The organism is Streptomyces sp. NPDC043908 (genome assembly GCF_056435525.1).
The window spans coordinates 138,476-157,818 of record NZ_JBWKEI010000003.1; the positions used below are offsets into that span (position 1 = coordinate 138,476).

Genomic DNA, 19,343 nt, shown 5'->3' on the forward strand with positions numbered 1-19,343 from the left:
CGCGATCAAATCGTTGCCACCGAGCACGGCCCGGGGGGCGGACACGAGAGCGTTCTCCGCCCCTTTGTGCGCCTTCGGTGCGGCGATTCTGGCCGGGGGTTCACTGGTGGCGGGCGCGCGGCGCCTGGGATGCTGGCGGCAGGGCCTCGAAGCGGCCGCGCCTGTCCGTCGGTACGGCCGCGCGCGTGCCGGGACGCAGGGCTCCCCTCCCACTGCGTCCCCGGCACCCGGTGCCCGTTCCGCCGGCAGCGGAGCGGGCACCGACGGCCCGCCGGGCGGCATCGGCCCCAGCCCTCGGCAAGCCCGTCCGGTCCGGTGGCGGCCCGGCGGGGTCAACCCACCTCGCGGCCCCCGCCCAGGAACGTGTCCACAGCCGCGACGAACCGCTCGGCGTCGTCGAGCCACGGGAAATGCCCCGCTCCCGGCTGGACGGCAGGCTCGGCGTGGGCGAAGAGCCCGGCCAGCTCGGTCATCGCGCTGGGCGGCGAGTTGAGGTCGACCTCCCCGGCCAGCACCAGGACGGGCGCGTCGAGTGCGGCGAGCGCCGCCCGTGTGGCCCCCGGATCGAACGCGCCCTCGCCGCCGAAGACCGCCGCCGCCTCCCCGTTCTTCTGCCCGTCCTCCGCGGCCCGGTGCGCCCGGGCCGTCGCGTCCCAGCGTCCGTACCAGAAGGGCGCGACGGCCTGCCAGGCGCCGTCCGTCGCCTTCCCCGCGAAGATCGACTCCAGGGCCGCGAACGCCTCCGGGAACCACGGCTCCTCCCGGCGCAGCAGCGCCGTCTCCCGCCGCGTCTCGCCCGTGACCGTGATGCCCGCCGCGATGACGCTCGGCGTGATGAGGACGAGCTTTCCGAGACGCTGCGGATGCCGCTCCGCGTACCGCAGGGCCAGATTCGCCCCGGCCGAATGCGCGAGCACGTCCACGCGGTCCAGCCCCAGGTGTTCGCGCAGTGCCTCGACGTCGTCGACCAGCCGGTCGCAGCGGTAGGACGCGGTGTCCCGGGGAGTCCGCGACGCGCCGGTGCCCCGGAGGTCCAGGGCGATCAGCCGCCGGTGAGCGGAGAGGCCGCCCAGGTCCCCGAGGTAGGCGGAGGCCTGCATCGGGCCGCCGGGCAGGCAGATCAGCGGGGCTCCGTCCCCGCGGACGTGATAGGCGAGTTCGGTTCCGTCGTACGCGGAGAAAGAAGGCATGGCCGTGACCTTCTCAGGGCCGGTGGGCGCCGGGCAAACGCAATACCGCGCGGGCGGCGGGCCGCCGTGACGCGGGTGCGGGCGATCGGCGGGCTTCTCACACCGCGCGCGGCCGCGCCGGGCGTGCCGCGTGGCGACCCGCCGCCGGCAGGGCGGTTCGCGCACACCGCTACTTGTCGCCCCGGGCGTCCGCCTCGGCCGCGGCCGCCGCCGACTCGGCCGCGCCGACCTTCTGCTCCATCTGCCGTTCCTTGCCCGAGGGGGACTCGGAGGAAGGGGAGTCGGAGGAGGGGGAGCAGCCCGCGGCGAGCGCGACGGCCAGGGCCGCGGCCGCCACGGCGTGCGGGAAGGTACGGGCGCGCATCACTTCTTCCCGTTGCTGTCGGCCCCGCACCAGGCGGTCACGTCCTTGAGGTCCTTCCGGCGCTGCTGAAGGGTCGTCACCAAGCTCTTGCGGTGCGTGAGTTTGTCGTTGAGGTACCTCTCGATCGCGGTGTGTCCCTCCTTCTTGGCGTGGTCCACCCTCTGTTGCAGCCGGGCCACCGAGCCCACGGTGGTCACCCCGCCGCCCAGCCGGCCCAGCGCGCGGTCGAGGCGCGCCGCGACCTTGGGCGCGCGCTCGCAGATGCCCTTGGCGCCGTCGGTCGTGGGTGCCTCGGCCGTGGTGCGCGGCGCCTTGGAGGGGGTGGAGTCCGCGAAGGCGCCGGGGGCGGTGACGGTGAGGGCGGCGGTCGCGGCGAGCGCGGCGGCGGCCATCCGGCGGCGGGACGGGAAGGGTGTGTTCATGGATGCTGCCTCCTGGTCCACGGGATCGGTTCGGACGACCGGAGGCTAGGAGGGCTCTTTGTGGAAACTCTGTGACCGGGCGGCCGTGACGCTGAGCCAGTCCCGCTGGAGGGGAAGCGCCCCGCCCTGCGCGGGCGCGGGCAGCCGTACCGTACAGCGCGTCCCCCTGCGGCCGGGCCCCTCGCCGAGTTCGACGGTCCCGCCGTGCAGCGCGGCCTGCTGGGCGGCCAGGGTGAGGCCGAGTCCGGAGCCGGTGCTGCCCGGGCCCCGGTGGAAGCGGCGGAACACCTCCCGGCGGGCCTCGGGCTCGATTCCCGGGCCCCGGTCGTCCACGGTGAGCACCACCTGCCCGGCCTCGCGGCGGACCGTCACCGCGATGTCGGCCCGGCCCCGCGCGTCCCTGCCGTGGGCGAGCGCGTTGCCGAGGAGGTTGTCGAGCAGGATCCGGATGCCGGGCTCCCAGCAGTGCGCCGGCGCGGGCTCCGCGTCCAGGGTGATGCGGGCGTCCGGTGCCCGCCTCCGCGCCTCGGCCACCGCCGCGTCCGCCGGTTCCGCCAGGTCCAGCACCCGGAACGCGTCCGGCTCCACCAGATCGCCCCGTCCCAGCTGTCGCAACGCGACCAGCAGGGCGAGCAGCCGCGCGTGATCGGCCCGCAGGTCCTCGACGACCGTGGCGCGCTCCGCGTCGGCGAGCCCGGGAAGGGTCAGGACGTCGAGGTTGGTGCCCATGCTCATCAGTGGGTTGCGCAGTTCGTGCGAGGCGGCCGAGGAGAAGGAGCGGGCGGTGTCCAGCGCCTGCGCGGTGCGCGCGGCCTGTTCGTCGTAGCGGGCGAGGACGGTCTGGAGGGTGGCGGCCAGATCGTCGACCTCCGTGACCCGGGTCGGCCGGTGCTCCAGCCGGGCCGCACTCGTCCGGGGATCGAGGCCCGCCGCGCTCCTGCGCAGCCGGCGCAGCGGGCGGGTCGCACCGCCGGCGACGGCCCCCGCGAGGAGCCCGGAGAGCGGCGCGGCGAGCAGGGCGGTGGTCACCGTCCGTCTGCGGACGACGCCGAGCTGGGCCCGGTTGGCGGTGTCGGGCGCGAACACCCACAGGGTGCCGGACAGCTGCTGCCCCGTCACCGGCAGGGCGTACGCCCGCCAGCCGCGCCCCGAGCCGCGCACGGTCACCGGCCCCTCCACGGTGTGCGGCAGCGGGACGGACGCGTCGGGCTGCGGGCCGCCGCTGAACACACCGTCGGGGCCGACCAGCCGTACGCCCACGTCGAGCGCGGAGGTGAGGAGCCGGCGGCGGCGGTTCTCCTCGGCGGTGGGCCGGTCCTTGGCGGCGGCCCGCAGCAGGGTGCGGGCGTCGTGGGACAGCGCGGTGGCCCGGGTCCGCAGATGGCTGTCCTCCGCGCGGTGCAGATCGCGGGCGACGAGGGTCAGCAACAGCCAGCCGCAGGCCAGGACCAGGACCGGCACGACAGCGCCCACCGCCAGGGCGATCCGGGTGGACAGTCTCACGGCCGCTCCCGCAGGACGAAACCCACTCCGCGCACGGTGTGGACGAGGCGCGGGGCGCCGTCGGCCTCCAGTTTGCGGCGCAGATAGCTGACGAAGGTGTCCACCGCGTCGGTGCGGACGTCGACGTCGTATCCCCAGACCCGCTCCAGCAGTTGGTCGCGGGTGAGGACCAGGCCGGTGTTGCGGGCGAGGACTTCGAGCAGTTCGTACTCGCGGCGGGTGAGGTCGAGGAGGCGGCCGTCGTGGTACGCGGTGCGGGCGGCGGGGTCGATGACGAGACCGCAGGCGCGCACCACGTCGTGGTCCACGGGCGGGCGACGGCGCAGCAGCGCGTGCAGCCGCAGCACCAGCTCCTGGAGCGCGAACGGCTTGACCAGGTAGTCGTCACCGCCCGCCTGGAGCCCGGCGATGCGGTCGGCGGTCTCGTCGAGCGCCGACAGCATCAGGACGGGCAGGTCGTGCCCGGCGCCGCGCAGGGCCGTGCACACCTCGATGCCGTTCATGCCCGGCATGGACACATCGAGCACCAGCACGTCGGGCGGCACCTGGGCGACGGCGGCGAGCGCCGCGCGTCCGCCGTCGGCGGTGCGCACCCGGAAGCCGCTGAGCCGCAGGCCCCGCTCCAGCGAGCGGCGTACGGCGTGGTCGTCGTCGACCACCAGGACGTCCCCGGGCCGGTCCGGACCGCTCATCCGCCTCACCTCACTCCACGCCACCGCCCTCGCGCCGCGGCGGGGGGCCAGGGTACGACTCCTGCCTGTGGGCGCCCGGGCGGTCGGCGCGGCCTACAGGTCGAGCTGGTACTCGTGGGCGCTGTGCGTGGGGACGTAACCGAGTTCGTCGTTGACGCGCCGCATGTGGGGGTTGTTGTCCGCGGTGTCGGTGAGCAGTCCCGCGAGCCGGGGGTGGCGTGTGCGGGCCTGGTGGATGGAGGCGGCCTTCATCCAGTGGGCGAGGCCGTGGCCGCGGTGTCCGGGCAGTACGGCGGTGCCGTAGTGCTGGGCGTCGCCGGTGCCGTCGCCCGGGACCACGAGCTCGGTGAAGCCGACGACCGAGCCGTCCGAGGCGTCGACGGCCGCGACGGTGTGGAGGAGTTCGCCGCGCCCGGCGACGGCCGCGGCCGCCGCCCTGACCCGGTCGAGGTCCCAGACGACGGTGCCGAAGTCGGTGGCGCCCATCGGCATGTCGTCCATGGCCCGCCGCGAGGCGACGAAGGTGTCGGCGAGCTCGTCGGGCACCGTCCCCTCCCAGGACGTCAGCCGGTAGCCGGGGTGCGGCGTCCCGACCGCCCGGGCGAGGGCGGCGAGGTCCGCCTCGGCCAGCGACAGGCGTGTGCAGGTCAGGGTCAGCACCTTGTGGAAGCCGCGGGCGGGCAGGAACGCGTCGCCGGGGGAGCCCGCCTCCGCCTGCGCGATCACGCTGCGCCGGCCCTCCCGCCGCCCGGCCTCGACGGCCGCTTCGAGCAGCCGCGACCCCACGCCCGCGCGCCGCTCGACGGGATGCACCTGGATGTCCAGCTCCGCGAGGTGGTCCTGCCCGGGCCGCGTGAACAGCCGCAGGAACGCGGAGCCGACGGGAGCGCCCTCGGCATGGGAGGCGAGCCACGCGAGCCGGCGGCCGGCGCTGCTCTCGGCGGGGTCGGTCAGGGCGGTGATGCGCGGTGACAAGGGTGGCTCCAGGGCGAGAGGGGCGGGGGAGGGGATGGGCGGGACCGCGTGGACCGACTCGCGGGCGAGGGCAGGGAGCTTCGGGCCGGGGACGGGACAGGGCGTGCACCCCGGGCCGTGTACCGGGCGCGAATTGCCGTGCGTACGAGACGTACGGCGGCCTACGCTCGCCGCCATGACATCACATGACCAGCAGGAACGCTCCCCGATTTCGGCTGCCGGAAGCAACGCCCCCGAAGGGGAGTTGGTGATCCGTCAGGAGACGGACGCGGATCACGCGGCGGTGCGCGAGGTCCACACACGCGCCTTCGGTGCCGAGCCGGTGCCCGCTCTGGTGGAGGCGCTGCGCACGGCACCCGCGCCGCTGGCGCCGATGTCCTTCGTGGCCACGCTCGGCGGGCGGGTGGTCGGGCACGTGATGCTGACCGCGTCACGGCTGGACGCTCCGCGCCGGCTCCTGGACGTCCTGACGCTCTCACCGCTCGGTGTGCACCCCGACGCCCAGCGCCGGGGCATCGGCGCCCGCCTCATCGGGCACGCCCTCGCGGCGGCCGACGAGCGGGGGGTGCCGCTGGTGTTCCTGGAGGGGTCGCCGGTGTACTACCGCACGCGCGGCTTCGAGGCGGCGAGCCCGCTGGGCTTCCGCTCGCCGTCCCTGCGCATCCCCGACCCCGCGTTCCAGGTCGCCCGGCTGTCCGCGTACGAGCCGTGGATGACGGGCACCCTGGTCTACTCGGACACCTTCTGGGCGTTCGACTGCGTGGGCCTGCGCGACCCCGAGGCCTGAACGGGCCGTGCCGCCACACCTCTTCAGGGCCCGCCGACCGGCGGGCCCTTTCGCGCGCCCGCGCTCCCCACACCGTCCGAAGGGAAGCCAACAATTACCCAACCGCGCCCGGGCACTTGACGCCCCACTCCCCCCTTCCTAGTGTTTGCTACTGCTCAGTTGAGTTCGCTTGTGATCGAAAATGTGCGTGCATGTAGTGATTCCCCCTGTCAGAGAGGGTCGGCACCACGATGAGATCCCTTCCCCGCGCCCTGCTCGCGGTCCTGCTGCTGTGTCTGTCGCTCACCACCGTCCCGCAGGCGGCCGGAGCGGCACGCGCCGCGCCCGGGGCCACCGCCGCCGGCACCGACATCACCGTCGACGGGGCTTCCCCCGGCCGCGTCTTCGACGGTGTCGGAGCGATCAGCGGAGGCGGCGGCAACACCCGGTTGCTCCTCGACTATCCGGAGCCGCAGCGCGGCCAGATCCTCGACTACCTCTTCAAGCCCGGCTACGGCGCCGCCCTGCACATCCTGAAAGTCGAGATCGGCGGCGACACCAACTCCACGGACGGCGCCGAGTCCTCCATCGAGCACACCCGGGGCAACGTCAACTGCTCCAACGGGTACGAGTGGTGGCTGATGGAACAGGCCAGGGCCCGCAACCCCGGCATCAAACTCGCGGCCCTCTCCTGGGGAGCACCCGGCTGGGTGGGCAACGGCACCTTCTGGTCCCAGGACATGATCGACTACCTGATGGCCTGGCTCGGCTGCGCCAAGCAGCACCACCTCACCATCGACTACCTCGGCGGCTGGAACGAGCGCGGCTTCAACGCCGCCTGGTACAAGAACCTGCACGCCACCCTCGCCGCCCAGGGGTACGCCACCAAGGTCGTCGGCGCCGACGACGGCTGGCAGATCGCCACCGCCATGCGCGGCGACAGCGCCCTCAACGACGCCGTCGACATCGTGGGCGCCCACTACCCGTGCGGCTACATGTCCGCCATGACCAGCTGCTCGACCACCCCGGACGCGCTGGCCACCGGCAAACAGCTCTGGGCGAGCGAGAACGGCTCCGAGGACGCGGCCACCGGTGCCGCCCCGATGGCCCGCGCCATCAACCGCGGCTATCTGGACGCCCGGATGACCGCCTTCATCAACTGGCCGGTGGTGGCCGCGCTCTACCCCAACCTCTCGTTCAACAGCATGGGCCTGGTGACGGCCAACCAGCCCTGGTCGGGGGCGTACAGCGTGGACCGCAGCGCCTGGGCGACCGCGCAGACCACCCAGTTCACCGCGCCGGGCTGGCAGTACCTCGACACCGCCTCCGGCTACCTCGGCGGCAACCGCTCCAACGGCAGCTACGTCAGCTACGCCGCGCCGGGCCGATCCGCCTGGTCCACGGTGTTCGAGACGATGGACGCGACCGCCGAGCAGACCGTCACCCTGAAGGTGTCCGGCGGGCTGCCCGGCGGCGCCCTGCACGTGTGGTCCACCGACTTCTCCACCAACGCCGCCACCGCCCACCTGGTGCCCGGGCCCGACCTCACCCCCGCCTCGGGCACGTACCGGCTCACGCTGCGGCCCGGCCACCTCTACACCGTCACCACCACGACCGGACAGGGCGCGGGCACGGCGGCCCCGCCGCAGCGCGCCCCGCTCACCCTGCCGTACGCGGACACGCTGGCCGGGACCGCCACCGGGCAGGAGGCGCGGTACCTCGCCGCGATGAACGGCGCCTTCGAGACCGCGCCCTGTGCGGGCGGGCGCACCGGCCGCTGCCTGCGCCAGCAGGCCCCGACGACCCCCATCCGCTGGACGAACGAGTCCAGGCCGCAGCCCTACGCGGTGCTGGGCGACGTGAACTGGACGGACTACACCGTCCGTACGGACGCGCTCCTGGAACAGCCGGGGGCCGTCGAACTGCTCGGCCGGGTCGGCACCCAGGGCCGCAACAACAACGGCCTCGACGCCTACCACCTGCGCGTCGCGGACACCGGTGCCTGGTCGCTGCTGCGCACCGACACCGCCTGGTCCGCCACCACCCTGGCAAGCGGCACGGTCACGGCTCCCGGCCTGAAGACCTGGCACACCCTGGCGCTCACCTTCCAGGGCGCCACCGTCACCGCCAAGCTCGACGCGGCCACCCTCGTCACCGTCACCGACGCCGAGTACGGCGCGGGCCAGGTCGGCCTCGGCACCGCGGGCTACTACGGCGCCCAATTCGCCAACCTGAGCATCACCCCCGGCACGACGGCGCCGCTCGACGGCACGTACCAACTCGTCAACGCCAACAGCGGCCAGCTCCTGGACGCCTCCGGGCAGGGCACGGCCGACGGCACCCCGGTCATCCAGTGGTCGCAGAACGGAGGCACGAACCAGCGGTGGCGGCTCGCCTCGACGGGCGACGGCTACTACACCGTCACCGGCGTGGCCAGCGGCAAACGCCTCGACGTGCCCGACCGCAGCGTGGTGCCGGGGGCCCAGCTCGACCTGTGGACCGCCAACGGCGGTACCAACCAGCAGTGGCGCATCACCCCCGGCAAACGCGGCTGCCACACCCTGGAGTCCCGCCTCGACGGCCATCTCGCGGACGTCAGCGGCGGCTCGCTCGTGCTGGGCGCCCAGGTGATCCAATGGCCCGCGAACGGGGCCGCCAACCAGTGCTGGAGGCTGGTCGCGGTGGGCTGACCGGCGGGCCCGGCGGCGGGCCGATTCGGGAAACGCTTGACCTCGACTTAACTAGAGGTCGTACGTTCCTCGTATGAGTATGGAAACCACCGCGTGGACACAGCTCCACAACGTCATCACCGCGCAGCAGGAACGACGTCCGTTCAACCGCGCCACCCTGCGACGCATCGCTGTGTTCGCGCGGCCCCACCGCCGCCGCATCGCCCTGTTCCTCGTGCTGAGCATCGCCACGGCGCTCCTGGCGGTGGCCACCCCGCTCCTCGCCGGGCGCGTCGTCAACGCGATCGTCGGCGGCGAGGAGACGGGGACCGTCACCCGGCTGGCCCTGCTGATCGCCGTGATCGCGCTCGCCGAGGCGGCGCTCGGCCTGGTCGGACGGTGGCTGTCCGCGACGCTCGGCGAGGGCCTCATCCTCGACCTGCGTACGGCCGTCTTCGACCACGTCCAGCGCATGCCGGTCGCCTTCTTCACCCGCACCCGCACCGGCGCCCTGGTCAGCCGCCTCAACAACGACGTCATCGGCGCCCAGCGCGCCTTCAGCAACACCCTCTCCGGTGTGGTCAGCAACCTGGTGACGCTGCTGCTCACCCTCGCCGTGATGCTCGGCATCTCCTGGCAGATCACCCTGCTCGCGCTGGTCCTGCTGCCCGTCTTCGTGCTGCCCGCGCGCCGTATGGGAACCCGGATGGCCCGGCTCCAGCGCGAGGCCGCCGAGCACAACGCCGCCATGGGCACCCGGATGACCGAGCGGTTCTCGGCGCCCGGCGCGACCCTGGTCAAACTGTTCGGGCGGCCCGGCGACGAGTCCGCCGAGTTCGCCGCCCGCGCCGGGCGGGTCCGCGACATCGGCGTCCGTACGGCGATGGCGCAGTCCGCCTTCATCACCGCCCTCACCCTCGTCTCCGCCCTCGCGCTCGCCCTGGTCTACGGGCTCGGCGGCTACTACGCCCTGCACGGCAGGCTCGAAGCGGGCGCGGTCGTCTCCCTCGCCCTGCTCCTCACCCGCCTCTACGCGCCGCTCACCGCGCTCGCCGGGGCGCGGGTGGAGGTCATGAGCGCGCTCGTCAGCTTCGAGCGGGTCTTCGAGGTGCTGGACCTCAAGCCCCTCATCGCCGAGAAGCCGCAGCCCCGGACGGTGCCCGACGGGCCGGTCTCCGTCGAGTTCGACGACGTGCGGTTCGGCTACCCCTCCGCCGACAAGGTCTCGCTCGCCTCCCTCGAAGAGGTCGCCAGCCTCGACACCCGAGGGGGCGCCGAGGTGCTGCACGGCATCTCCTTCCGCGCCGAACCCGGCCAGATGGTCGCCCTGGTGGGTTCCTCCGGCGCCGGCAAGTCGACGGTCGCCCAACTGCTGCCGCGGCTGTACGACGCGGACTCCGGCGCGGTACGCCTCGGCGGCGTCGACGTACGGGACCTGAGCGCCGACTCGATCCGCGACACCATCGGCATGGTCACCCAGGACGGCCACCTCTTCCACGAGTCGGTCCGCTCCAACCTGCTGCTCGCCCGCCCGGACGCGGCCGAGGAGGACCTCTGGGACGCCCTGCGCCGGGCCCGCCTCGACGGTCTGGTCGCCTCCCTGCCCGACGGGCTCGACACCGTCGTCGGCGAACGCGGCTACCGGCTCTCCGGCGGCGAGCGCCAGCGGCTGACCATCGCCCGGCTGCTCCTCGCCCGCCAGCGCGTCGTCATCCTCGACGAGGCCACCGCCCACCTCGACAACACCTCCGAGGCGGCCGTGCAGGAGGCCCTCGGCGAGGCGCTGGAGGGCCGCACCGCCGTCGTGATCGCCCACCGCCTGTCCACGATCCGGTCCGCCGACCTCATCCTCGTGGTGGAGAACGGCCGCATCGTGGAACGCGGCACCCACGACGAACTCCTCGCCCGCGACGGCCGCTACCAGGAGCTCTACCGCACCCAGTTCACCCGCCCCGGGGACGCGCCGGCCGGACTCGGCTGACGGGCGGGGGGCCGGTCCCGTACCGCCCGCACGGTGCTGTCCGGCCGTCGTGCCGGACTACTGGTAGGAAACCTTACGATCCGCTACGCTCCCCGGCGGCGGCTTGGCGCGGTGCCCGTCCCCGTGGGCATGACGCGCTCAGCGAGAGCTCTGACCCGGCTGCCGTGGCGCTGCCCCCTGCCCGTGCGGGCGGGGCGCGGGGCCACGCACCGGTGTCCAGCTCTCGCCGTTCACCCAGCCACGGAGTCCAGGTATGCGCCTGAACACCCCCGCCCCACTCCGCCTCCCACGCGGCCGGGCCCTCACCCTCGTCCTCGCCGCCGTGCTCGTCCTCCTCGCCGGACTGCTGCTCGCCTGGCCCGGACGGGCCGGGGCCGCCGCCGACCCCCTCATCTCGCGCGGGAAGCCCGCCACCGCCTCCTCCACCGAAACCTCCTCCCTCGCCGCCAAGAACGCCTTCGACGGCGACACCGCCACCCGCTGGGCCAGCGCCGAGGGCAAGGACCCGCAGTGGATCCGCGTCGACCTCGGCGCCACCGCCGCCATCAGCCGCGTCAAGCTCAGCTGGGAGGCCGCCTACGCCAAGGCCTACCGCGTCGAGGTGTCCGAGGACGGCGCGTCCTGGACCCCGCTCGCCGAGGAGAAGGCGGGCAACGGCGGCACCGACGACTGGACCGGACTGTCCGACAAGGGCAGGTACCTGCGCGTCTACGGCACGGCACGCGCCACCGCGTACGGCTACTCGCTCTACGAGGCCGAGGTGTACGGCACCGTCGACGGCGGCCCGCCGCCCGGCGGCGCCTTCACCGTGGTCGCGGCCGGCGACATAGCCGCCCAGTGCACGGCCTCCGACAGCGGCTGCGCCCATCCCAAGACCGCCGCGCTCGCCCAGCGGATCGACCCGAAGTTCTACCTCACGATGGGCGACAACCAGTACGACGACGCCCGCATGGCCGACTACCGCGCCTACTACGACAAGACGTGGGGAGCCTTCAAGGCCAAGACCCACCCGATCCCCGGCAACCACGAGACCTACGACCCGGCCGGCTCCCTCGCCGGCTACAAGGCGTACTTCGGCACCATCGCCTACCCGCAGGGCAAGAGCTACTACAGCTTCGACGAGGGCAACTGGCACTTCATCGCCCTCGACTCCAACTCCTTCGACCAGTCCGCCCAGATCAACTGGCTCAAGGCCGACCTCGCCGCCACGAGCAAGCAGTGCGTCGCGGCCTACTGGCACCACCCGCTGTACTCCTCCGGCGGCCACGGCAACGACCCGGTCTCCAAGCCCGTCTGGAAGCTCCTCTACGGCGCCAGGGCCGACCTCGTCCTCAACGGACACGACCACCACTACGAGCGGTTCGCGCCCCAGGACCCCGACGGCAGGGCGACCGCCGACGGCATCGTGGAGATCGTCGGCGGCATGGGCGGCGCCGAGCCCTACCCCATCGAGCAGGTCCAGCCCAACAGCCAGAAGCGGATCAGCGGCCAGTACGGCGTGCTGAAGCTGGAGTTCACCGACTCCGGATACCAATGGACCTACGTCGGCACCGACGGGCAGGTCAAGGACACCAGCCCCAAGTACGGCTGCCACTGATGTACCTGGCCACCACCGGCCGCCCGGACGCGCCGCCCCGCACCTCGGGTGCGGGACGGCGCGTCCCCGGCACCGTCCTCGCGCTCGGCGCGGTCAGCCTCGTCACCGACGTCTCCTCCGAGATGGTCACGGCGGTGCTGCCGCTCTACCTGGTCCTGGGCCTCGGCCTCTCCCCGCTCCAGTTCGGCTTCCTGGACGGCATGTTCAACGGCGCCACCGCGCTCGTACGGCTCCTCGGCGGGCGGCTCGCCGACCGCGGCGGCCGGCACAAGCGCGTCGCCGGCGCCGGCTACCTGCTCTCCACGCTCTCCCGGCTCGGCCTGCTCCTCGCCGGCGGCGCCACCGCCGGCATCGCCGCGGCCCTCGCCGCCGACCGGCTCGGCAAGGGCATCCGCACCGCCCCGCGCGACGCCCTCATCTCCCTGAGCGGCCCGCCGCAGACGCTGGGCCGCTCCTTCGGCGTCCACCGCGCCATGGACACCACGGGCGCGCTCCTCGGGCCGCTCGCCGCCTTCGCCGTCCTCCAGGCGACCACCGACGCCTACGACGCGGTGTTCGTCGTCAGCTTCTGCACCGGCCTGCTGGGCGTGGTCCTGCTCGCGGTGTACGTCCCGGGCGCCTCCCGCACGGCGCCCGCACCCACGACCCCCCGCCCGCGCACGGCCCTGCGCGACCCGGTCTTCCGTCGCGTGCTGTACGCGACCGCCCTGCTCGGCGCCGCCACCATCGGGGACTCCTTCGTCTACCTGCTGCTCCAGCGCGGCCTCGACCTGCCGACCGCCCTGTTCCCGCTGCTGCCCCTGGGCCCCGCGGCGGGCTATCTGCTGCTCGCCGTCCCGGTGGGCCGGATCGCCGACCGGACCGGGCGGCGGCTGCCGTTCCTGGCCGGGCACGCGGCCCTGCTCGGCGCGTACGCCCTGCTGCTCGCCCCGCCGGCCCGGCCCACCGCCGTGGCCGTACTCGCCCTCCTCGGCGTCTTCTACGCGGCCACGGACGGGGTGCTGATGGCGCTCGCGGGACCGCTGCTGTCCGCCCACGGCCGCGCGGGCGGCCTCGCGGTGCTCCAGACCGGCCAGGCGCTGGCCCGGCTCCTCGGCGCGGCCGGTTTCGGGGCCGCCTGGACCCTGTGGGGGCAGCGGCCCGCCCTGTGGCTGGCGGGGGCGGCGCTCGCCGCCGCGCTCCTGGCCGCCTGGCGTGTCCTGCCCGCCGCCGTACCCGCCGAGGAGGCGTCGTGAAGCCCGTCCACCGCCGTCTGCGGCTCGCCCTCGTCGTCGCCGCCGTGCTCCTGCTGGCGGGCGGCTCCCTCGGTTACGTCCTGCACGCCCGGCACCGAGACCAGCCGTCCCGGCAGACCGCGGCCGACAGCTCGTTCGGCCTCGACGTGCCCGGCCTGTACTTCCGTGACTCGGCCACCGGACGGGTCGCGCGCCTGCCGGAAGGAGGAGCGGGGCGGGTGGTCGGCGGCCCGTCCTGCGAACGCTTCCACGCGGCGGGCGAGCGCGCCCTGTGCCTGCGCAAGCTGCCGGGCCTGCCCGCCCGTACCCAGGCACTCGTGCTGGACCGGCGGCTGCGCGAGGTGCGGCGGGTGACCGTGCCCGGCATCCCCAACCGGGCCCGCGTCTCCGCGTCGGGGCAGTTGCTGTCCTGGACCGCGTTCGCCGTCGGCGACTCGTACGCCGCCTCCGGGTTCTCCACCCGGACCTCGATCCTGGACCTGCGCACCGGCTACCTCATCAAGTCGATCGAGGACATCCCGCTGACCGTCGACGGCGTCCGCTACCACGCACCGGACGTCAACTACTGGGGCGTCACCTTCGCCCGCGACGACAACCGCTTCTACGCCACCGTCTCCAGCCGGGGCCGCACCCGCCTCGTCGAGGGCGACCTGCGGAACTGGTCGGCGAAGGCGTTGCGCGAGAACGTCGAATGCCCCTCCCTGTCGCCGGACGGGACCCGCCTCGCCTTCAAGAAGAAGGTCTCCGGCGACCCCCGGGCGCCCTGGCGGCTGTACGTCCTCGACCTCGCGAACATGCGCGAGCATCCCCTGGCCGAGCGGCACAGCGTCGACGACCAGGCCGCGTGGCTGGACGACGCGACCGTGGGCTACGCGCTGCCGGGCGGCGGCGGGCGCGCCAGTGACATCTGGTCGGTCCCGGCGGACGGCACGGGCGAGGCCCGTCGGGTGGCGGCCGGCGGCTCCTCCCCGGTGGCCGTCCGGTGACGTCACGGCCGGTCGGGCGTGTACGGGCTGCCGTCGGCGGAGGTGACGGCGATGGTGGTGGTGCGGCCGGTCGGGTCGATGCGGATGATCGGGATGGCCTTGTCCCGGGGCCCGCCGTCGCCGTCGACGGCGACCCAGCCGCTCGCGCCCGCCACCGGCGGTCCGCCGCGCAGCGCGGCGAGCGTCCGGTGGACGTCGGTGGCCGTCGGGTCGGAGACCGCCGGGGTGGTGCGCAGCGCCCGGGTGGCGAGCAGCACCGTGTCGTACATCATGATCGCCCGCCCGTCGTCGAGACGGGAGCCGGGGAACGCGGCGGCGAACGTGCCGTCGCGGAACGGGGCCACGGCCCGCGGGGCGAACGCGTGGGGCGCGACGCGCCACGCCCCCGGGTGCGCGAGTCCGGTGTAGACGAGGTCGACGCGGCCCGTGCGCAGCGCCGCGGCCAGTTCCCGGGGGCCGAAGCCGTCCGTGCGGACCACCTGCGTGGTGTCGTCGCCGGAGAGGACCGTCAACGCGCGGTCCCGGCACGGCCGTTCGGCGAGCGCGGTGAGGAACGCGGGCAGCGAGGTGCCGCGGCCCGCGAAGTAGACGACGTCCGGCCGGGCGGCGCACAGCTCGCCGCTCTGGCCGCGGAAGATGCCGGTGGGGTCGGGCGCGGCCGAGTCGAACAGCAGGGCGCCCGCCAGCCGTTCGGCGGGCATCCGGGCGCGGAACTGCGTGGCGAGCGTGCTGGTGTACTGGTCGCCCGCGGCGACGTCCTCGACGAGCAGGAACCGGTTGTCGGCGCGGCCCCTCGCCGACAGGAAGCGTACGGCCGCCGCGGCCTGGTCGGCGTTGGCGGGCGCGACCCGGAGGAGACCGGGCGTGCCGGCCCAGGAGTCGGCGGTGAGCACCGAGCCGAACGCGGGCAGCCCCGCGGCGGTCAGCTCCCCGACCATGTCCTGGCTGGAGGCGGTGCTGCCGCCCAGTCCCACGGCGGCCACGATGTGCTCGGCGCGCCGGCGGTGGAGCACCTGTCCGACCGCGTAGGCGCGCTGCTCGGCGCTGCCGCCGGTCTGGGCGACCAGCACCCGGATCCTCGGCCCCGTGCCGGGCTCCCGGTTGGCCTCGCGCTGGGCGAGATAGGCGCCCTCCAGATCGTGCCGGACGCTCGCCATCATGCTGGTGCCGTCGTATTCGGCGGTGATGGGCGTGAGGTAGACGACGGAGGCGTAGGGCCGGGCGTGCGGCCCGGTGGAGGCCCCGACGACCTCACGGTTCTCGGCGTGGATCAGCTTCAGGACCGGGTCCAGATCGCTCTCGGAGGCCTGCGGGGGACCCGGCCGGGCGAGGGCCCCGGCGAGCAGGCCGACGCAGGTGCGTTTGGCGCCCTCGCCGACGGCGCGCTGGCCGGTGGCGCAGCCGGAAGCGCCCGGCAGCACGGCGGACGACGGCGCGTCGGCCCCGGCCAGCAGGACGGCGAGCACGGCGAGGACGGCCGGCGCCGTGCGGCGCCACCGCCCGCGCACCGGGAGCGTCCCGCCCTCCCCGCATCCGCCCGCCCCGGCCCGGGCGGCCAGGCACAGCACCTCGTCCAGACGGGGCCGCCGACCGGGCTCCTTGTCCAGGCAACGGGTGACGAGCGCGCCCAACGGCCGGGGCAGTCCGGTCAGATCCGGCTCCTTGTGCACCACGGCGAAGGCGGCGGCGATCGGCTCCGCGCCCGCCGCATCGGCGTCCTCGAACGGGCTGCGCCCGAGGGCCGCGTACGCCAGCACGGACCCCAGCGCGAACACGTCGGTGGCGCAGGAGACGCGGTGCGGCCCGCACAGCTGCTCGGGCGCCATGAACGCGGGAGTGCCGACCATCGCGCCGGTGTGGGTCAGCGCCCGGCTCTCCGACACCGCCTTGGCGATGCCGAAGTCGATCACCCGGGCGCCGTCCTCGGCGAGCAGCACGTTGCCGGGCTTCAGGTCCCGGTGCACGATCCCCTGGCGATGGATGTCGCGCAGCGCCTCGGCCAGTTGACCCGCCAGCCGGGCGATGTCCGCCACCGGCAGCGGACCGCCCGAACCGACGCGCGCGGCCAGCGACTCGGCCGGTACGTACTGGGTGGCCAGCCAGGGCGGGTCGCCGTCCGGGGCCGCGTCCACCACCGAGGCGGTGAACGCGCCGCTGACCTTGCGGGCCGCCGCGACCTCGCGCCGGAAGCGGGCCCGGAAGTGCGGGTCGTCGGCGTACTCGGGCCGGATGACCTTCAGCGCGACCTGGCGCCCGGTCGGGCTGCACGCGAGGTACACCACGCCCATCCCGCCGGCTCCGAGCCGCCGTTCCAGGGTGAACTCCCCGATCCGCCGCACCAGGACAACATAGCGAAGCGGGGAGGGCGCGTGTGCTCAGCCGTGGGAGACCGTGAGCTTGTAGAAGCCGACCCGGGCGCCCCTGGTGGTGCTGTCGGAGGACGACTGGTTGTACGAACCGGCCTTGAAGTACTGCTTGTAGCTGTTGAACGAGGACGGGATGGCGTAGTGCGTCGTCGTGCCGTTGACGGTGAGGTCGATCGTGTGGCCGCCCGACACACCGATCGTGTAGCTCCACGTCTTGCCGACCGCGACGTGCCCCACGCTGTGGAGGGTCTGGCCGCCCGACGGGGAGTTCTCCGTGCCGAGGACGATGTCGCCGCCGGCGCGGTAGTACAGCTCCAGCAGCGGTTTGGTGGAGGAGCCGCCGGTGCCGAGGTGGATCTGGCCCACGCAGACGTTCGACGTCACGGACACCACGCGCAGGGTCGCGCTGAGCCGGTGGGTGCCGCTCAGGGGCCAGTTGGCGGAACTGCCGTCGCGGTTCATCTCGCGCAGCTCGGAGCGGGCGTAGTGCGAGTTGGGGGTGGTGACGCCCTTCTCGGGCGCCCAGAACGTCATCGCGCCGTCGCGCGTGTCCGTGTAGAAGTACGCGTCCTGGAAGCCGTTCGCCCCCTGGAGGCGGGACGACGGGATCGTGGTCGGCGAGCCGGGGGAGCCCACCGGCTCCTGGAGCTGCCACACGGAGAGGTCGAAGTTGCCGCCGGGCGCGACCGACGGGTCGGCGAGGGCGCCGGTGGTGGTGGCCGAGGCGGCGGGGGAGAGCAGGGCGAGGCCGCCGGCCGCAGTCGCGGCGGTCACGTATATGAGCAGGGAGCGGATGCGCATGGGGGGCGTCCTGTCATGTGGGGGGACAGATGCTCGGTGCGAGGCTCCGGGGAGAGCCGAAGGTTCATATGGATGAACCACGTGTGGTGACGTGAACTCGGAGAACCGTAGAACCCAGGGATGCCCGCGTCAATGGCCGGGAGGCGACGGGGAATTCCCCACCCGCGCCGGAACGCGGGGAAGCCGCCGCCGCCCCGCCGCAAGACGCCGTTCCCGGTCAATTCGCGGCCGGTTGGGTCCTTCGGTGCGTTCCGGCGGCCGGGCGGCCCTACCCTGCGCCTGTTCATGGCCGCCCGCAGGGGCGGCGGGCGGGTCGGCCGAGACGAGGGGGACGGACCGGTGTCCGACGGGGGAGCGGGGACGGGGCGGGCGGTGGCGCCGGACGGGCCGCGGCTCGCACCGGGGAACGAGCCGTGGCGGGGCGCGGCGGTGGAGTGCGCGCTCACGGCGGCCATGATGTTCGTCGTGGTGACCGCGGTGCGGTGGCTGCTCGATCCGGGCTCGCCCGTCTTCATCGCGGATCCGCGCCTCGCGCTGGGAGTGGTCGGGGCCCTGGTCGCGGTGCTGCTGGCGGGGCTGATCCTGAGCCCGGCGGGCCGCCGGTCGGGGGCGCACCTCAACCCGGCCGTGAGCCTGACCCTGTGGCTGATGCGCGTCTTCCCCGGACGGGCGGTGTTCCCTTACGCCGTCGGGCAGTTGGCGGGAGGACTGGCCGGGACCGCGCTGGCCCGGCTGGTGTGGGGGCCGGTGCTCCAGTCGGCGGCCCTCAGCGACGGACTGGCCCGCCCGGCCCCCGGCCGGTCCTCCCTGGCGGTCTTCGTCCTGGAGGCGGCGAGCTTCGCGGCGGTGGCCCTGCTGATCGGCTTCTTCGTCGCCCACCCCGGGCTCGCCCGGCCCATGCCGTACGCCGTGGGGCTGGTGGTCGGCCTGATCATCGCGCTGCTCGGCCCGGTGAGCGGCGGTGCGGCCAACCCCGCCCGCCAGCTCGGCCCGGCCGCCGTCTCGGGCACCACCACCGCGCTGTGGGCCTACCTCACCGCACCCCTGCTGGGGGCCGTACTCGGCGCCCTGGCCCATCGCGGGTACGTCGTGGCGCGCCCCAAGCCGGGCGCGTACGGGGGCGGTTGACCGGCCCCGCACGGGACGGAAATCCCCGTGCGCCGACCGGAGGAGTGCGTACCATGCGGACCGTCGTAGGGGCCGAGGCCGACAGCGCCACAGCAGGGCAGAGGAGCGGAGCAAGCGTGCCGGAAACGTTCTTCCAGGGGCAGGTCGTCGACACCGGCCCCGCCTCCGACGTGTTTCTCGTCATCGGCATCCCGGGGTCCGGCAAGAGTTCGGTATCAGGGGCGCTCGCCCGCCGATTCCCGCTCGGCGCGCACATCGAGGGCGACCGCCTCCAGGATCTCGTCGTCGCGGGCGGGCGCCCGCCCTCGCCCCGTCAGGACCTGGAGGCGGACCGCCAACTGCTGCTGAGGGCCCGTAACGCCTCGGTGCTGGCCCGCAGTTTCCATGCCGCCGGTGTGGTTCCGGTGATCGACGACGTGGTGGTCCGACGGGCCCATCTGGACTTCTACCGGGAGCAGTTGAAGGACCTCCCGCTGCGGCTGGTCGTCCTGGCCCCGGCGCCCGAGGTCGTCTCGCGCCGGGCCGCCGAGCGGGACAAGGTGCTGGCGGACGACTGGTCGTTCCTGGACGCGGCGCTGCGCGGTGAACTCGCCGGTCAGGGAACGTGGTTCGACAGCTCCGACCAGACACTGGAGGAGACGGTCGACGCCATCCTGGCCCAGTTCTGA

16 protein-coding genes are annotated in these 19,343 nt (G+C 74.2%); 8 read left to right on the forward strand and 8 right to left on the reverse strand.

From position 1 onward, the window contains the following. Nucleotides 1-332: 332 nt before the first annotated feature. The 6 genes from AC069K_RS08615 to AC069K_RS08640 all read right to left on the reverse strand — a co-directional run bounded on the left by AC069K_RS08615 (nt 333) and on the right by AC069K_RS08640 (nt 5,146). Nucleotides 333-1,190 (reverse strand): alpha/beta fold hydrolase, encoded by an 858-nt coding sequence (locus tag AC069K_RS08615; RefSeq protein ID WP_365106177.1) that lies wholly within the window; start codon nt 1,188-1,190, stop codon nt 333-335. 169 nt (nt 1,191-1,359) lie between these two features. Next, nucleotides 1,360-1,554 carry a hypothetical protein gene (locus AC069K_RS08620; protein WP_478613591.1) on the reverse strand — a complete coding sequence of 65 codons (195 nt, stop codon included), beginning with the start codon at nt 1,552-1,554 and terminating at the stop codon, nt 1,360-1,362. Next, nucleotides 1,554-1,976 carry a hypothetical protein gene (locus tag AC069K_RS08625; protein WP_478613594.1) on the reverse strand — a complete coding sequence of 141 codons (423 nt, stop codon included), beginning with the start codon at nt 1,974-1,976 and terminating at the stop codon, nt 1,554-1,556. The genes AC069K_RS08620 and AC069K_RS08625 overlap by 1 nt, the downstream gene beginning before the upstream one ends. A gap of 45 nt (nt 1,977-2,021) precedes the next feature. Further along, nucleotides 2,022-3,479 (reverse strand): sensor histidine kinase, encoded by a 1,458-nt coding sequence (locus tag AC069K_RS08630; protein ID WP_478613597.1) that lies wholly within the window; start codon nt 3,477-3,479, stop codon nt 2,022-2,024. Then, on the reverse strand, nt 3,476-4,171 hold the full coding sequence (locus tag AC069K_RS08635; RefSeq protein WP_478613600.1) for a response regulator transcription factor: 696 nt from the start codon (nt 4,169-4,171) through the stop codon (nt 3,476-3,478). The genes AC069K_RS08630 and AC069K_RS08635 overlap by 4 nt, the downstream gene beginning before the upstream one ends. 93 nt (nt 4,172-4,264) lie before the next feature. Next, nucleotides 4,265-5,146 (reverse strand): GNAT family N-acetyltransferase, encoded by an 882-nt coding sequence (locus AC069K_RS08640; protein WP_478613603.1) that lies wholly within the window; start codon nt 5,144-5,146, stop codon nt 4,265-4,267. Between the two features lie 247 nt (nt 5,147-5,393). Here AC069K_RS08640 and AC069K_RS08645 point away from each other — a divergent pair, with 247 nt between their 5' ends. The 6 genes from AC069K_RS08645 (at nt 5,394) to AC069K_RS08670 (ending at nt 14,380) form a co-directional block, all read left to right on the forward strand. Further along, the gene (locus AC069K_RS08645; RefSeq protein ID WP_365106301.1) at nt 5,394-5,933 is read left to right on the forward strand and encodes a GNAT family N-acetyltransferase; all 540 of its coding nucleotides are present in this window, start codon (nt 5,394-5,396) and stop codon (nt 5,931-5,933) included. A gap of 230 nt (nt 5,934-6,163) precedes the next feature. Beyond that, nucleotides 6,164-8,602 carry an RICIN domain-containing protein gene (locus AC069K_RS08650; RefSeq protein WP_478613606.1) on the forward strand — a complete coding sequence of 813 codons (2,439 nt, stop codon included), beginning with the start codon at nt 6,164-6,166 and terminating at the stop codon, nt 8,600-8,602. Nucleotides 8,603-8,675: 73 nt separating this feature from the next. Then, nucleotides 8,676-10,562, forward strand: coding sequence for an ABC transporter ATP-binding protein (locus AC069K_RS08655; RefSeq protein ID WP_365106160.1), 1,887 nt, complete (start codon nt 8,676-8,678; stop codon nt 10,560-10,562). 253 nt (nt 10,563-10,815) lie between these two features. Next, nucleotides 10,816-12,159, forward strand: coding sequence for a discoidin domain-containing protein (locus AC069K_RS08660; RefSeq protein WP_478613610.1), 1,344 nt, complete (start codon nt 10,816-10,818; stop codon nt 12,157-12,159). After that, nucleotides 12,159-13,394 (forward strand): MFS transporter, encoded by a 1,236-nt coding sequence (locus AC069K_RS08665; RefSeq protein WP_478613613.1) that lies wholly within the window; start codon nt 12,159-12,161, stop codon nt 13,392-13,394. The genes AC069K_RS08660 and AC069K_RS08665 overlap by 1 nt, the downstream gene beginning before the upstream one ends. Further along, nucleotides 13,391-14,380 (forward strand): TolB family protein, encoded by a 990-nt coding sequence (locus tag AC069K_RS08670; RefSeq protein WP_478613616.1) that lies wholly within the window; start codon nt 13,391-13,393, stop codon nt 14,378-14,380. The genes AC069K_RS08665 and AC069K_RS08670 overlap by 4 nt, the downstream gene beginning before the upstream one ends. Before the next feature lie 2 nt (nt 14,381-14,382). On the opposite strand, the gene AC069K_RS08675 is transcribed toward AC069K_RS08670, so the two are convergent. Next, on the reverse strand, nt 14,383-16,719 hold the full coding sequence (locus tag AC069K_RS08675) for a protein kinase domain-containing protein (protein WP_478613619.1): 2,337 nt from the start codon (nt 16,717-16,719) through the stop codon (nt 14,383-14,385). Nucleotides 16,720-16,755: 36 nt separating this feature from the next. Next, nucleotides 16,756-17,547 (reverse strand): polysaccharide lyase family 7 protein, encoded by a 792-nt coding sequence (locus tag AC069K_RS08680; protein WP_478613622.1) that lies wholly within the window; start codon nt 17,545-17,547, stop codon nt 16,756-16,758. Between the two features lie 285 nt (nt 17,548-17,832). Between AC069K_RS08680 and AC069K_RS08685 the strand changes: the two genes are divergently transcribed. Further along, nucleotides 17,833-18,675 (forward strand): MIP/aquaporin family protein, encoded by an 843-nt coding sequence (locus AC069K_RS08685; protein ID WP_478613625.1) that lies wholly within the window; start codon nt 17,833-17,835, stop codon nt 18,673-18,675. Nucleotides 18,676-18,728: 53 nt separating this feature from the next. Then, entirely contained in the window at nt 18,729-19,343 is a 615-nt protein-coding gene (locus tag AC069K_RS08690; RefSeq protein ID WP_478613627.1) for an AAA family ATPase, read from the forward strand.

Coding starts and splice junctions, on each gene's coding strand:
- AC069K_RS08620 (WP_478613591.1), bottom strand. CDS start 1,554: ATGCGCGCCCGTACCTTCCCGCACGCCGTGGCGGCCGCGGCCCTGGCC.
- AC069K_RS08650 (WP_478613606.1), top strand. CDS start 6,164: ATGAGATCCCTTCCCCGCGCCCTGCTCGCGGTCCTGCTGCTGTGTCTG.
- AC069K_RS08625 (WP_478613594.1), bottom strand. CDS start 1,976: ATGAACACACCCTTCCCGTCCCGCCGCCGGATGGCCGCCGCCGCGCTC.
- AC069K_RS08680 (WP_478613622.1), bottom strand. CDS start 17,547: ATGCGCATCCGCTCCCTGCTCATATACGTGACCGCCGCGACTGCGGCC.
- AC069K_RS08655 (WP_365106160.1), top strand. CDS start 8,676: ATGAGTATGGAAACCACCGCGTGGACACAGCTCCACAACGTCATCACC.
- AC069K_RS08660 (WP_478613610.1), top strand. CDS start 10,816: ATGCGCCTGAACACCCCCGCCCCACTCCGCCTCCCACGCGGCCGGGCC.
- AC069K_RS08665 (WP_478613613.1), top strand. CDS start 12,159: ATGTACCTGGCCACCACCGGCCGCCCGGACGCGCCGCCCCGCACCTCG.
- AC069K_RS08615 (WP_365106177.1), bottom strand. CDS start 1,190: ATGCCTTCTTTCTCCGCGTACGACGGAACCGAACTCGCCTATCACGTC.
- AC069K_RS08635 (WP_478613600.1), bottom strand. CDS start 4,171: ATGAGCGGTCCGGACCGGCCCGGGGACGTCCTGGTGGTCGACGACGAC.
- AC069K_RS08685 (WP_478613625.1), top strand. CDS start 17,833: ATGGCCGCCCGCAGGGGCGGCGGGCGGGTCGGCCGAGACGAGGGGGAC.
- AC069K_RS08690 (WP_478613627.1), top strand. CDS start 18,729: ATGCGGACCGTCGTAGGGGCCGAGGCCGACAGCGCCACAGCAGGGCAG.